Genomic DNA, 13,284 nt, shown 5'->3' with positions numbered 1-13,284 from the left:
GGTGTCGCACCCCCTCCGTACGATGCGGGCATGAGTCGACGGCGGAAGCAGCAGCACCGGCGCCCCGGGCCCCTCGGCGGGCGAGGGCCGTCCCGGATCGGGGCCGAGCGCCCCCCGCCCAGCGCGGCCGAGGTGCACCAGCTCCTCCTCATGGCCGCCCGGGCCCGCCCCGACCAGGCCCGGATGGCCCGGGCCGCCCTGGCCGCGGCGCCGGCAGCCGTCGTGGTCCCGGTGGCCGAGGAGGTCGCCCGCGAGACCCTGGTCGGGCTGTGGGCCAGCGGGTGGCAGCCGGCCGAGGTCGTCTGGCAGGCCCGCCGCCGACGGGTGGCGGCCGGCGACGCCGCGGTGGCGGCGGTGCGGGCCGGTGCCGCTGACCTGGACCTCGCCCGGGTGCATCCGGCCTGGCGGGCCCAGCTCGACGCCCTCGGATCACCGCCCGCCGCCGCCGTCGTCGACGTCGAGGCCCTGGTCGAGCTGGTGTCGGTGCTGCTGGCCCTCCCGCCGGTCGAGGTGCTGCTGCCGGTGCCGGGGCGACCCGACATCCCCCTGGCCGCCGTCTCCGCCGGCGCCGGGTCCGACGGCATCGACGCCCGGGTGCTGGAGAAGGTGCGGGCCCTGCTGGCCAAGGCCGAGTCCACGACCTTCGAGGCCGAGGCCCAGGCGTTCACGGCCAAGGCCCACGAGCTGATGACCCGGCATTCGCTCGAGCACGTCCTGGTGACGGCGCCCGAGGAGCACACCGACCGGCCCGTGGCCCGGCGGTTCTGCATCGACGACCCCTACGCCGACGCCCGCTCCCACCTGCTGTCCGCCATCGCCGAGGCCTGCCGGGGCAAGGCCGTGCTGCTCGGAGGGCTGCAGATGGTCACCGTCGTCGGCTTCGCCTCCGACCTGGCCGAGGTCGACGTCCTGTTCACCTCGCTGCTCGTCCAGGCCCAGACCGCCCTCGGGCAGCTCGCCCGGGACTCCGCCCCCGGCTCCCGCGAGCGCAGCCGCGGCTTCCGGTCGTCGTTCCTGCGCGGCTTCGCCCAGCGCATCGGCGACCGCCTGCTGTCCGCCGGCGCCGCCACCGTGGCCGACCTCGACCGCAGCGCGGGTGGGGCCCTGGTGCCGGTGCTGGCCCAGCGGCGGACGGCGGTCGACCAGCACGTGGCCGAGATGCACCCCCACCTGCGCACCAAGCGCTCCGCCGGCCCCACCGACCGGCTGGGCTGGTACGCCGGGCGCGAGGCCGCCGACCGGGCCGACCTGCCGTGGGAGCGCCTCGGCGCCGGCTGAGCGACGGGCGGCCGACACGTAGCCTCCCGCCGTGGCGGAGGGTTGGGCGACGACCGACGACGGCAACCGTCTGTGGTTCGTGGACGAGGGCGACGGCCCGCCGCTGGTCCTCTGCCACGGCGGCCCGGGCCTGGGCGACACCCTGGGACCGCTCGCCGCCCTGCTCACCGACGCGACCCGGGTCGTCCGGTGGGACCAGCGGGGGAGCGGCCGGTCCGACCCGGTCGGACCCCACACCCTCGAGCGCTACGTCGCCGACCTCGACGATCTGCGGCGGCACCTGGGCCTCGACCGGTGGGTCGTCGGCGGTCACTCGTTCGGCGCCACCGTGGCCCTGCAGTACGCCCTGGCCCACCCGGACCGGACGCAGGGCCTCGTCTACCTCGCCGGCGTGGGCACCGGGCGATGGTGGCGCGCCGCCCACCGGGCCGAGGCCGCCCGCCGCCTCACCGACGCCCAGCAGCGCCGGCGTGACGACCTCTTCCGCCGCGAGCGCACGGAGGCCGAGGAGGTCGAGTGGCGGGCCCTCATGTGGGTGCCGGACTTCGCCGACCGCGAGGAGGCGCTCGCCCTGGCCACGGCCGAGGCCCGCCGGTCGCCGTTCCCGATCTGCTGGGAGGCCAACCACGCCCTCGGGGCCGAGGTGCGGGCCCTCGACGAGGAGACCGAGCTCGACCGGTGCCGTCACCTCGACCGGCCGGCGCTCCTGCTGCACGGCGCCGAGGATCCCCGCCCGGCGGCCGCCCTCGAGACGCTGGTGGCGGCGCTCCCGCAGGTGCGCCTCGAGGTCGTGCCCGGCGCCGGCCACCTCCCGTGGGTCGAGGCGCCGCTGGCGGTCCGGTCCGCCATCTCGGGCTTCGTCCGCGAGTTCTGAGCGGCTCGGGCGGTGCCGCCGGTGGCGGCGTCACCCCTCGTGGCGGTCCGCGGGATCGGTCGGGATGGAGAGGGTGAACGTCGAGCCCCTGCCGGGGGTCGACTCCACGGTGGCCCGACCGCCGTGGCCCTCGGCGATGGCGGCCACGATGGCCAGGCCCAGGCCGGCGCCGCTGGGCTGGCGGCCGGTGCGGGCGCGGCTGCGGTCGGCCCGGTAGAAGCGGTCGAAGACGTGGGCCGCGACCTCGGGCTCCATGCCGGGCCCCTCGTCGGTCACCCGCACCGACGCGTGCCCGTCGACCCGCTCGACCGCCACCGTGACCGCGGCGTCGATCGGGGTGTGGGCCCGGGTGTTGGCCAGGAGGTTGTCGACGGCCTGGCGCAGCGACATGGCATCTCCGGAGACGACGACACCACCGTCGGGGACCTCCAACCGGAGCGGACGGGTGGGCTCGATGGCGCCGGCGTCGGCCACCGCCAGCCGGGCGATCTCGCCCACGTCGACCTCGAGGTGCTCCATGGCCCGGCCCTCGTCGAGGCGGGCCAGGGTGAGGAGCTCGTCGACGATGAGGCGCATGCGCTCGCCCTCGGCCCGGATCCGGGCCATGGCGCTCTCGACCTGCTCGGGCGAGCCCGCCATCCCCTCCTGGTGGAGCTCGGCGTAGCCGAGGACGGCGGCCAGGGGGGTGCGCAGCTCGTGGGAGGCGTCGGCCACGAACTGCCGCAGGGCGTCCTCGGAGGCCGCCCGGTCGGCGAAGGCCCGCTCCAGCCGGTCGAGCATGCTGTTCAGGGCGGCGGCCAGGCGGGCCACGTCCTCGACGCCGTCGGTCGGCACGCGGGAGGTGAGGTCGCCCTCGCCGATGGCCTCGGCGGCGTCGATCATGGCGTCCAGGGGCTTGGTCACGAGGCCGCTCACCACGGCCACGGTGACGCTGATCAGCACGGCGGCCACGGCGCCGGCGAGGACCAGCACGCCGACGATCGTGCGCACCGCCTCCTCCCGGTCCCGGAGCGATCGGGTGACCACCACGAGCCCGCCGTCGTCGAGCTGGGTGACGATGGCCCGGTAGGTCTCGGAGCCGTCGGCGCTGCGCAGGTCGAAGGGGTCGCCGGCCTGGCCCCGCAGCCGGCTGACCGCCGCCGGGGAGAGGTCGACGGGCGGGTCGGGCTCGTTGGGGGACCCGGAGGGAACGTCGAAGACGCCGCCGTCGGCCCGGACGACGGCGATCCCGTAGGTCGTGTCGGCGAAGCCCGAGGCGTCGGCGATCTGCTCGAGCTGCTCCTCGTCGATGACGTCGAGGGCGGTGACCAGGCTGGTCGACTGCTCCCGCAGCTCGGCGTCGATCTGGGCCGTGAAGCGGCCCTTGACCTGCACGACGGCGACCGCCCCCACCCCGACGGTGACGAGCAGGACCGACCCCACGATCCACCCGGTGATGCGCCACCGGTTGGGGAGCCGGGGCGCGTGCAGGCGGCGCATCAGGGCTCGTCCCGCAGGGCGTAGCCGACGCCCCGGACGGTCTGGATGACCCGCGGTGGCCCGAGCTTCTTCCGCAGGTACGACACGTAGGTCTCGACGACGTTGGGGTCGCCGCCGAAGTCGTACTGCCAGATGTGCTCGGCGATCTGGGCCTTGCTCAGCACGATGTCCGGGTTGAGCAGCAGGTAGCGGAGCAGCTTGAACTCCGTGGGGGCCAGGGCGACGAGCTCGCCGCCCCGCCACACCCGGTGGGCGGCCTCGTCCATCTCGATGTCGCCGAAGGTGAGGCGGTCGCCCTCCGAGCCGTCGTCGACCGCCCCGGACCGGCGCAGGACGGCGTCGATGCGGGCGATCAGCACCTGCAGGTGGAAGGGCTTGGCCAGGTGGTCGTCGCCTCCCGCGGCGAGGCCCTCGACGATGTCACGGGGGGCGTCGCGCGCCGTGAGGAAGACGATCGGGGTGGTGTCGCCGTCGGCGCGCAGGCGGCGGCAGACCTCCAGCCCGTCGACCTGCGGCATGTTGACGTCGAGGACGATCAGGTCGGGCGCGAAGACGGGCACCTGGGCCAGGGCGTCGAGCCCGTCGACCGCGGTGGCCACCTCGTGGCCCACGAACTCGAGGGCGGTGGTGACCAGGTCGCGCAGCGACTCCTCGTCGTCGACCACGAGGATGCGCCGCCCCGTGGCCCCTGTCGCCGCGCTCATGGGGAGAGGTTCGCACGTGGCGTGGCGGATGCCACGCCCCCGGCGGGCGCTCTACGCCGCAGACCAGAGCGCTCCCAGGTTCCCCCAAGGTTCGGGCGGCTCCATCAGGGTGCGGGCGTCGGACGGCGACGCCGCCAGACGAGGAGTCGTGATGTCGAAGATCCTGTACCGGTTGGGCCACTGGTCGGTCCGCCACCGCCGGTGGGTCCTGGCCGCCTGGCTGACCCTGCTCATCGGCGCCGGCGCCCTGTCCGGCGCCCTCGGCGGCACGACCAGCGACGCCTTCACCATCCCCGGGACCGAGTCCCAGAAGGCCATGGACCTGCTGGAGGAGAGGTTCCCCGAGCAGTCGGGCTCCTCGGCCCGCCTGGTGTTCGCGTCCGACGACGACACGCCGCTCACCGACCCCGCTCGCCGGGCGGGCATCGAGGCCACCCTGGCGGCGGCGGCCGACGCCCCCGACGTCGTCTCCGTCACCGACCCGTTCACCGCCGGCACGGTGTCGAGCGAGGGCCTGATCGCCTTCGCCGACGTCTCCTACCCCGTCCCCGCCAACGAGGTCTCGGAGGAGGCCGCCACCGCCCTGGAGGAGATCGCCGCCCCGGCCGAGGCCACCGGGGTCCGGATGGAGATCGGCGGTGACGTCGGCCCCCAGGAGGAGCTGGGCCACACCTCCGAGCTGATCGGGCTCGGCGTCGCCATCATCGTGCTGCTGCTCTCGTTCGGGTCGCTCGTGGCCATGGGCCTGCCCATCGCCACGGCCCTCATCGGTGTCGGTGTGGGCATCAGCGGCATCGGCGTCCTGTCGGCCTTCACCGACCTGTCGTCGACCGCGCCCGTCCTCGCCACCATGATCGGCCTGGCCGTGGGCATCGACTACGCCCTGTTCATCGTCACCCGGCACCGCCAGAACGTGGCCGAGGGGCTCGACGTGGAGGAGTCGGCGGCCCGGGCCAACGCCACCGCCGGCGGCGCCGTCGTCTTCGCCGGCCTCACCGTCGTGATCGCCCTCGCCGGGCTGGCCGTGATCGGGATCCCGTTCCTCACCGTCATGGGCCTCGGGGCGGCGTTCACCGTCCTGCTCTCGGTGGGCATCGCCGTGACCCTGCTGCCCGCCCTCCTCGGGTTCGCCGGCCACAACATCGACCGCTGGCGCATCGGCCGCACCCGCACCGGGTCGGCGTCCGAGTCCCACGACACCCTGAGCGCCCGGTGGGCCCGCCGGGTCGTCGCCCGCCCGGGTGTCGCCCTCGCCGGCGGACTGGCCCTGATGCTGCTCCTGGCCGTGCCCATGCTGTCGCTGCGGCTGGGCATGCCCGACGCCGGGACCGCCCCCCAGGACACGACCCGCCGCCAGGCCTACGACCTGCTCGCCGAGGGCTTCGGGCCCGGCTTCAACGGCCCCCTCACGCTCGTCGCCGACACGTCCGGGGCCGCCGATCCCGACGCCGCCCTGGCCGAGGTGGTCGCCGCCGTGACCGAGGACCCGGGCGTCCAGCTCGTCGCCCCGCCGGTCCCCAACGAGGCCGGCGACACCGCCATCATCGCCGTCGTCCCCCGCACCTCACCCTCCTCGGCCGACACGTCGAGCCTGGTGCACCACCTCCGCGACGACGTCCTGGCCCCGATCGGCGAGGCGACCGGTGCCGAGGTCTCGGTGGCCGGACAGACCGCCCTGCTCATCGACGTGTCCGACAAGATGGCCACCGCCCTGCCGACCTTCATGGTGCTGGTCATCGGGCTGACGATGGTGCTGCTGCTGGCCGTGTTCCGGTCGCTCCTCGTGCCGGTCAAGGCGGCCATCGCCATCCTGCTCAGCATCGGGTCGAGCTTCGGCGTGCTCGTGGCCATCTTCCAGTGGGGCTGGCTCCAGCAGCTGGTGGGCCTGGAGGAGTCGGTGCCGGTCATCAGCTTCCTCCCGATCTTGATGTTCGCCGTCCTCTTCGGGCTCTCGATGGACTACGAGGTCTTCATCCTCAGCCGCATCCGGGAGGACTACATCCGCACCGGCCGGGCCCGCGAGAGCGTGCTGTCCGGGCTCACCAGCTCGGCCCGGGTGATCACGGCGGCGGCCCTCATCATGATCAGCGTCTTCGCCAGCTTCGCCCTGACCGACGACCCCACCACCAAGATGCTGGGCATCGGGTTCTCCATGGCCGTGCTGCTCGACGCCACCGTCGTGCGCATGGTCCTCGTGCCCGCCACCATGGCCCTGTTCGGCGACCGGGCCTGGTGGTTGCCGGGCTGGCTCGACCGGCTGCTCCCCGACCTCGACATCGAGGGCGAGCACCTGATCGAGCAGCTCGAGGAGGACGACGCCCGGGACCCGCGCCACGAGGACGACGCCGACCGCGAGCTCGTCGGCGTCTGAGCCGACCCCCGGGCGGGCCGCCACCCGCCCGGGGCGCAGGCTTCACCACCTGGCGAGGGCACGGCCGATCGGTGTTCACCTGGCCCTGGTGTGATGCGGGCCATGACACCGAACCCCCTCACCCGTCGCCGGTTCCTGACCCTCAGCGCCGCTGGTGCCGCGGCCGTGGCATCCGCCCGACTCGACCCCGCCGGGGCCGTGACCCGAGCGGGCGCCCCGGGCGCCGCCGGTGGCGCGGTGCGCGACCCGTTCACCCTGGGGGTGGCCTCCGGCGACCCCACCCCGGGGGGCATCGTGCTCTGGACCCGGCTGGCCCCTCGACCCCTCGAGGGGGGCGGCATGCCGAACCGTCGGGTGCCGGTCCAGTGGGAGGTGGCGACCGACGAGAGGTTCTCTCGGGTCGTGGCGCGGGGGGCCGAGCACGCCACGCCGGCCATGGGGCACAGCGTCCACGCCGAGGTGTCCGGTCTGCGACCGGGGCACTGGTACTGGTACCGGTTCCGGGCGGGCCGCACCATCTCGCCGGTGGGTCGTACCCGGACCGCGCCGGCGCAGGGGGCCCACGTGGCGAGCACCGCCTTCGCCCTGACGTCGTGCCAGTCCTACACCGCCGGCTACTTCACGGCCCACCGCCACATGTCCGAGGAGGACCTCGACCTCGTCGTCCAGGTCGGTGACTACATCTACGAGGGCGCCCCCAACCCGGCGAACCTCCGGGTGCACGAGGGCGTCGGCGAGCCCGTCACCCTCATCGAGTACCGGAACCGGCACGCCCAGTACCGCGCCGACGCCGACCTCCAGGCGGCGCACGCCGCCTTCCCGTGGGCCGTCGTCCTCGACGACCACGAGATCGACAACAACTGGGCCGACGAGGTCCCCCAGGACCCGGCCCGGCAGCCCCGGGACGCCTTCCTCGCCCGCCGCGCCGCCGCCCTCCAGGCGTACTACGAGCACATGCCCCTGCGCCGCTCGTCGCTGCCCCAGGGGATCGACGCCCAGCTGTACCGCCGGCTCACGTTCGGCGACCTGCTCGACGTGCACGTCCTCGACACCCGCCAGTACCGCAGCGACCAGGATCGGGCGCGCCGCCTGGACCCGTCGCGCACGATCCTGGGCGACGAGCAGGAGCGGTGGCTGATGGCCGGCCTGGCCGGCCCCACCGCCCGGTGGAACGCCCTGGCCCAGCAGGTGTTCTTCTCCCAGCGGGACTTCACCGCCGGACCCGACGCGACCTTCAGCGACGACGCGTGGGACGACTACGTGCCCGAGCGCAACGCCCTGCGGGACCACATCGCCGCCGTCGGGGCGTCGAACCCGGTGATCCTCACCGGCGACGTGCACGCCAGCTACGTCTGCGACGTGAAGGCGGACTTCGACGACCCCGCCTCGGCCACCGTCGCCACCGAGCTGGTCGGCACCTCGATCAGCACCGGGGGCGACGGTGTCGAGCAGGGGTCCGGTGACCCGGTCCAGCTGGCCGAGAACCCGCACATCCGGTTCATCAACCGGCGGCGCGGCTACCTGCGCAACGTCGTGACCCACACCGAGTGGACGGCGGACTTCCGCACCGTCGACGTGGTCACCGTCCCCGGGGCCCCGGTCGCCACCAAGGCGTCCTTCGTCATCGAGGACGGTCGAGCCGGGGCGGTGGCGGTCTAGGCGTCCTCGGTGCCCTCGTCGGGCTCAAGGCGGAGCGACGCCGAGTTCATGCAGTAGCGCTCACCCGTGGGCTGGGGCCCGTCGGGGAAGACGTGGCCCAGGTGGGCACCGCAGCGGGCGCAGCGCGCCTCGGTGCGACGCATGAACAGCTTGCGATCCTCGACGAGGGTCACCTTGGACGGGTCCATGGCCTCCCAGAACGACGGCCACCCGGTGCCCGAGTCGTACTTGACGTCGGAGCGGAACAGGGGCTCGTCGCACACGACGCAGCGGTACGTGCCCGGCTGCTTGGTGTCCCAGTACTCGCCGGTGAAGGCCCGCTCGGTGCCCTCCTGCTGGGTCACCTCGTACTGGAGCGGGGTCAGTCGGGCCCGGAGCTCCTCGTCGGTCGGCAGCGCGGGCCCGGGGGATGCGGCGTCGGCGTCGGTCATGGCCCCAGCGTGCCGTGGGATCGGGGCCGTCGCCACCTCCCCCGTCGCGCGTGTGACGATCGGGCCCGCACGTCGCCACGCAACAGCGCGGTGATCGCAACGCGACGGCCCTTGTCCGGCGGTGGGGCGGGTGCCACGATGCCGCCGCCCGTCGCGGTCGACGGGAGCCGGGAGGGCGCTTGGGTCCGTCGCGGCGTGAACCGAGAGGTCCCACCCGTGTCGCACCTGCGCCCCGCCCGCCGCCTGGCGGCGTCCCTCGTCGTCGTCGTCGTCATGGGGCTGGTCGCCCTGGCCGGGCCGACGACCGCCCAGGAACCGTCGGACGCGGACCCGGCGACGCCCACGGCCCCCGACCCCAGGATCATCGGGGGCACCGAGGCACCCCCCGGCGCGTGGCCCTCGCAGGTCGCCATCTTGGCCGCCCACCAGCGGCGGAACACCGACGCCTTCACCTGCGGCGGCACCCTGATCGACCCGACCTGGGTGGTCACCGCCGCCCACTGCGTCTCGGACGGGCCCGGCTGGGTCGTCCCCCCGCAGGACGTGGACGTGCTCGTCGGCACCCAGGACCTGACGTCCGGCGGTGCCCGCATCCGGGCCCGCCGCATCCTCGTCCGGCCCGGCGCCAACCTCGACCTGCTCACCAACGACGTGGCCCTGATCCAGCTCTCGCGGTCGACGGCGGCCCCCCGGATGGCGGTGGGGTCGTTCACCGACATCCCCCCGTCGGGCACCATCCTCCACACCGCCGGCTGGGGGATGACGAACCTCGACACGGGCGTCATCCCTGCCCGGGTGCGCCAGGTCTCGGTGCCGGCGATGAGCGGCCGGGAGTGCAAGACCGAGCTCGACGCCGCCGCCGAGGAGCTGGGGACGCCGCCCTACCACTCGTCCCACCTGTGCACCGGGCCGTTGGGCACCGGGGGCATGGGGCCGTGCTACGGCGACAGCGGCGGGCCCCTGGTCTGGGAGCGGGACGGCCGGCGGCTCCTGGTCGGCATCGTCAGCTGGGGGGCGTACTGCGCCAGCCCGGAGACGCCCTCGGTCTTCTCGAAGGTGGCCTCGGCCACGCGGTGGATCGCCCAGGCGATCCAGTACGGGCCCCACTGGGACGCGGAGGACTTCGCCTTCTCGGTCGCGTGGGCGTATCGCGACCTGGCGCTGTTCTCCTGGGACGGGGACGGGCCGGTCCCGGTCCCGGCCGTCGGGGAGCCCGGCGAGGTCGTGGCGGCCTACCACCAGTCGGCGGCCGTGGTCCGCCGCGACGCCGCCATCGTGCGCCTGTACCAGTCGGTCCTGGGACGGGCGGCCGAGCGCCACGGCTACGAGTACTGGCGGGAGCAGATGGCGGGCTGGCGGCGCCTGGGCGTCGTCCGCATCGCCGAGATCATGGCCCGCTCGGCCGAGTTCCAGGCGACCTACGGGGCCCTGACCGACGAGGCCTTCGTCGAGCAGCTGTACGTGAACGTCCTGGGGCGGGTCGGCTCCCCGGGCGACGTCACCTACTGGACCGACCGGCTGGCGACCGGGGCGAGCCGGGGGAAGGTCGCCGCCCTGTTCTCCGAGTCGGCCGAGCACCGGGCCCGCACCCAGGGCGCCGTCGACGTCCAGGTCGCCTACCTGAACCTGATCCGCCGGGAGCCGGCCCCCTGGGAGGTCGAGCGGTGGCGCACCGAGCCCGTCGCCGCCGTCGGGCGCTTCTTGGTCCACAGCGTCGCCTACGCCCGGCTGCTCGACCAGCGCGACGGAGGCTTCTGAGCGGTCCGCGGTTCCCCGACCGCCCGTCACCGACCGGGACGCGGGCGCGGGCCAGCCCTACGCTGGACGGCCATGCCCGAGTACTCCGCCCCCCTCGACGACATCCGCTTCGCCCTCGAGGGGCTGGTCGACCTCGACGGGCTGACCAAGCTCGCCCCCTACACCGAGGTCGACGCCGACAGCGTCTTCGGCGTGCTGGAGGAGTTCGGCCGGCTGATGGCGGACGTGTGGGCCCCGACCAACCAGGTCGGCGACGAGCAGACCACCCGGCTGGAGGACGGCGAGGTCGTCGTCCCCGACGGGTTCGTCGCCGCCTACGAGGCCTACGCCGAGGCCGGCTGGGGCGCCGTCCCCTTCGACCCCGCCTACGGCGGCGGCGGCTTCCCGTGGGCGGTCGGCATCGCCATGCAGGAGATGCTCAACAGCGCCAACATGGCCCTGGCCATGGCCCCGCTGCTCACCCAGGGCGCCATCGATGCCCTGCTGCACCACGGCAGCGAGGAGCAGCGCGAGGTCTACCTGAAGAAGATGGTGTCGGGGGAGTGGACGGGGTCGATGAACCTCACCGAGCCCGACGCCGGCTCCGACGTCGGCGCCCTGCGCACCAAGGCCGTCCGCCAGGACGACGGCAGCTACCGCATCACCGGATCGAAGATCTTCATCACCTGGGGCGAGCACCCCTTCACCGACAACATCGTCCACCTCGTCCTGGCCCGCACCCCCGACGCCCCCGCCGGCACCAAGGGCATCAGCTGCTTCATCGTGCCCAAGTACCTCGTCGGCGACGACGGCACCCTCGGGGAGCGCAACGACGTCACGGTCACCTCGCTCGAGCACAAGATGGGCATCCGGGCCAGCGCCACCTGCTCGCTGTCGTTCGGCGACGCGGGCGAGGGTGCCGTCGGCTTCCTCATCGGCGAGGAGAACGCCGGCATGCGGTACATGTTCACGATGATGAACAACGCCCGCCTCGGCGTCGGCGTCGAGGGGCTCGGCCTGGCCGAGCGCAGCTACCAGCAGGCGGTCGCCTACGCCAAGGAGCGCAAGCAGGGGTTCGCCCCCGGCGCCGCCCGGGGGGAGAAGTCGTTCATCGTCGACCACCCCGACGTCCGCCGCATGCTCCTGACCATGCGCTCCACCACCGAGGCCATGCGGGCCCTGTGCTACCTCGTCGCCGAGAAGATCGACGTGGCCAAGCACGCCGCCGACGAGGCCGTCCGGGCCGAGGCCCAGGAGCAGGTCGACCTGCTCATCCCGCTGGCCAAGAGCTGGTGCACCGACGAGGCCGAGAGGGTCACCTCGATCGGCATCCAGGTGCACGGCGGCATGGGCTTCATCGAGGAGACCGGTGCCGCCCAGCACTACCGCGACGCCAAGATCACCCAGATCTACGAGGGCACCAACGGCATCCAGGCCATGGACCTCGTCGGGCGCAAGATGCCCATGCGCGCCGGCGGCGTGTTCACCGACCAGATCGCTCGCATGCGGTCGACCGTGGCCGACATCGAGGGCGTCGCCGAGCTCGCCGACGTGCACGACGAGCTGGCCCGGGCCATCGACGTGGCCGAGTCCGTCGGCCAGCAGCTGATGACCGAGGGGCTGGCCGACCCCGTCGTCGCCCTGTCGGTCGCCAGCCCGTTCCAGCGGCTGCTGTCGCTCACGGTGGCCGGTTGGCTGATGGCCCGCCAGGCCCAGCTGGCCGCCCAGCGCCTGGCCGCCGGCGACGGCGACGCCGACTTCCTCACCCAGAAGCTGGTGACGGCCCGGTTCTTCGCCCGCAACGTCCTGCCCGAGGTCCACGGCCTGGCCGCCCCGGCCAGCAGCGGCAAGGACGACCTGCTCGCCGCCACGTTCTGACCCTCAGGCCTCGTAGAGGCCGGCCCCGGTCCAGGTGCGCTCCAACGCGGCGAGGCGCGCCGCGACCAGGTCGCGGCGGCGCTCGACGAGGGCGTCCACGAGGAGGCTCGTCAGGACCGTCAGGCCGACGAGGCTGTCGAACGGTCCCACGGTGGCGGTGGTGAAGGGGAGGACCACACCGCCCTCGGTGGCGAGCCCCTGGCCCGGGGGGCCGGTGAGCACGATCGGGAGAGCCCCCTGGTCGACGGCGGCCCGCTGGATGCGGACCAGGGCGTGCTCGTGGCGGGGCACGTCCATCGAGAGGACCACATCCCCGGGGGCCAGCGCGGCCATGGTCGACATGACCCGCATCTCCGAGCCGTCGAGCAGCACGGCCCGCCGGCCGATGATCGTCAGCTGGTCGACGAGGCGGAGGGCCACGCCGACGGTCTGGGCACTGGGCAGGACCCAGCACCGCGCCCCGTCGCGGTCGAGGAGGGTGACGGCGGTGGCGACGGCGGGCGGGTCGAGCCCGTCGAGGGTGCGGTCGATGACGTCGTGCTCGGCGGCCCGTCGGGCCTCGGTCGGGTCGTCGGGGAGCGGGGTGCGGGCCCGGACGGCATCGGTGGCCAGCCGCATGCCCAGCTCCTCGCGGGCCGCGTCGCGCAGACCCCCGAACCCGGGGTAGCCGAGCGCGGTCGCCAGGCGGACGACGGTGGGCGGGCTGGTCCCGGCCGCCGTCGCCACCGAGGCGACCGTCCCGTGGGCGATGGCCCGGGGGTCGACGAGCAGGAGCTCGGCCACCCGCCGCAGGGCAGGGCTCAGGCGGGCGCCCGCCAGCCGGGCCGACAGCGACGGCGGAGGACGGCGGTCCGGCATGTGCGTTACGTTACA

At 74.3% G+C, this 13,284-nt stretch carries 10 protein-coding genes; 6 read left to right on the top strand and 4 right to left on the bottom strand.

Features of this window, described 5'->3' with window-relative positions:
* Positions 1–30 precede the first annotated feature (30 nt).
* Both HC251_RS16870 and HC251_RS16865 read left to right on the top strand, forming a co-directional pair.
* On the top strand, positions 31–1,278 hold the full coding sequence (locus tag HC251_RS16870) for a DUF2786 domain-containing protein (RefSeq protein ID WP_219941773.1): 1,248 nt from the start codon (positions 31–33) through the stop codon (positions 1,276–1,278).
* A 31-nt stretch (positions 1,279–1,309) separates the two neighbouring features.
* Positions 1,310–2,152 carry an alpha/beta fold hydrolase gene (locus HC251_RS16865; protein WP_219941772.1) on the top strand — a complete coding sequence of 281 codons (843 nt, stop codon included), beginning with the start codon at positions 1,310–1,312 and terminating at the stop codon, positions 2,150–2,152.
* A 30-nt stretch (positions 2,153–2,182) separates the two neighbouring features.
* Here HC251_RS16865 and HC251_RS16860 read toward each other — a convergent pair whose 3' ends face one another.
* Together HC251_RS16860 and HC251_RS16855 are read right to left on the bottom strand one after the other, a co-directional pair.
* Positions 2,183–3,631 carry a cell wall metabolism sensor histidine kinase WalK gene (locus HC251_RS16860; RefSeq protein WP_219941771.1) on the bottom strand — a complete coding sequence of 483 codons (1,449 nt, stop codon included), beginning with the start codon at positions 3,629–3,631 and terminating at the stop codon, positions 2,183–2,185.
* Positions 3,631–4,335, bottom strand: coding sequence for a response regulator transcription factor (locus HC251_RS16855; RefSeq protein ID WP_219941770.1), 705 nt, complete (start codon positions 4,333–4,335; stop codon positions 3,631–3,633). The genes HC251_RS16860 and HC251_RS16855 overlap by 1 nt, the downstream gene beginning before the upstream one ends.
* 151 nt (positions 4,336–4,486) lie before the next feature.
* On the opposite strand from HC251_RS16855, the gene HC251_RS16850 reads away from it, so the two are divergent.
* Both HC251_RS16850 and HC251_RS16845 read left to right on the top strand, forming a co-directional pair.
* Positions 4,487–6,706, top strand: a complete 2,220-nt coding sequence (locus HC251_RS16850) for an MMPL family transporter (RefSeq protein ID WP_219941769.1) — start codon at positions 4,487–4,489, stop codon at positions 6,704–6,706.
* A 102-nt stretch (positions 6,707–6,808) separates the two neighbouring features.
* Positions 6,809–8,365: an alkaline phosphatase gene (locus tag HC251_RS16845; RefSeq protein WP_219941768.1), complete on the top strand. Its 1,557-nt coding sequence runs from the start codon at positions 6,809–6,811 to the stop codon at positions 8,363–8,365.
* On the opposite strand, the gene msrB is transcribed toward HC251_RS16845, so the two are convergent.
* A complete protein-coding gene (msrB, locus tag HC251_RS16840) occupies positions 8,362–8,796 on the bottom strand; it encodes a peptide-methionine (R)-S-oxide reductase MsrB (RefSeq protein WP_219941767.1) in 435 nt (144 codons plus the stop codon). The two genes, HC251_RS16845 and msrB, sit on opposite strands and share 4 nt — an antisense overlap.
* Positions 8,797–9,012: 216 nt before the next feature.
* On the opposite strand from msrB, the gene HC251_RS16835 reads away from it, so the two are divergent.
* On the top strand, positions 9,013–10,554 hold the full coding sequence (locus HC251_RS16835) for a trypsin-like serine protease (protein WP_219941766.1): 1,542 nt from the start codon (positions 9,013–9,015) through the stop codon (positions 10,552–10,554).
* Between the two features lie 72 nt (positions 10,555–10,626).
* Entirely contained in the window at positions 10,627–12,411 is a 1,785-nt protein-coding gene (locus HC251_RS16830) for an acyl-CoA dehydrogenase (RefSeq protein ID WP_219941765.1), read from the top strand.
* A 3-nt stretch (positions 12,412–12,414) separates the two neighbouring features.
* On the opposite strand, the gene HC251_RS26060 is transcribed toward HC251_RS16830, so the two are convergent.
* Positions 12,415–13,269 carry a MurR/RpiR family transcriptional regulator gene (locus tag HC251_RS26060; protein WP_219941764.1) on the bottom strand — a complete coding sequence of 285 codons (855 nt, stop codon included), beginning with the start codon at positions 13,267–13,269 and terminating at the stop codon, positions 12,415–12,417.
* Positions 13,270–13,284: the final 15 nt, after the last annotated feature.

It is taken from the genome of Iamia sp. SCSIO 61187, from assembly GCF_019443745.1.
Lineage (GTDB): Bacteria > Actinomycetota > Acidimicrobiia > Acidimicrobiales > Iamiaceae > Iamia.
The sequence above is the reverse complement of the archived record's forward strand: the minus strand, read 5'-3'. Positions and strand labels throughout refer to the sequence as shown.

Bases quoted from the DNA above. Each gene is read 5' to 3' on its own strand.
- HC251_RS16870 (WP_219941773.1), top strand. From the start codon at position 31: ATGAGTCGACGGCGGAAGCAGCAGCACCGGCGCCCCGGGCCCCTCGGC.
- HC251_RS16860 (WP_219941771.1), bottom strand. From the start codon at position 3,631: ATGCGCCGCCTGCACGCGCCCCGGCTCCCCAACCGGTGGCGCATCACC.
- HC251_RS16855 (WP_219941770.1), bottom strand. From the start codon at position 4,335: ATGAGCGCGGCGACAGGGGCCACGGGGCGGCGCATCCTCGTGGTCGAC.
- HC251_RS16850 (WP_219941769.1), top strand. From the start codon at position 4,487: ATGTCGAAGATCCTGTACCGGTTGGGCCACTGGTCGGTCCGCCACCGC.
- HC251_RS16845 (WP_219941768.1), top strand. From the start codon at position 6,809: ATGACACCGAACCCCCTCACCCGTCGCCGGTTCCTGACCCTCAGCGCC.
- msrB (WP_219941767.1), bottom strand. From the start codon at position 8,796: ATGACCGACGCCGACGCCGCATCCCCCGGGCCCGCGCTGCCGACCGAC.
- HC251_RS16830 (WP_219941765.1), top strand. From the start codon at position 10,627: ATGCCCGAGTACTCCGCCCCCCTCGACGACATCCGCTTCGCCCTCGAG.
- HC251_RS26060 (WP_219941764.1), bottom strand. From the start codon at position 13,269: ATGCCGGACCGCCGTCCTCCGCCGTCGCTGTCGGCCCGGCTGGCGGGC.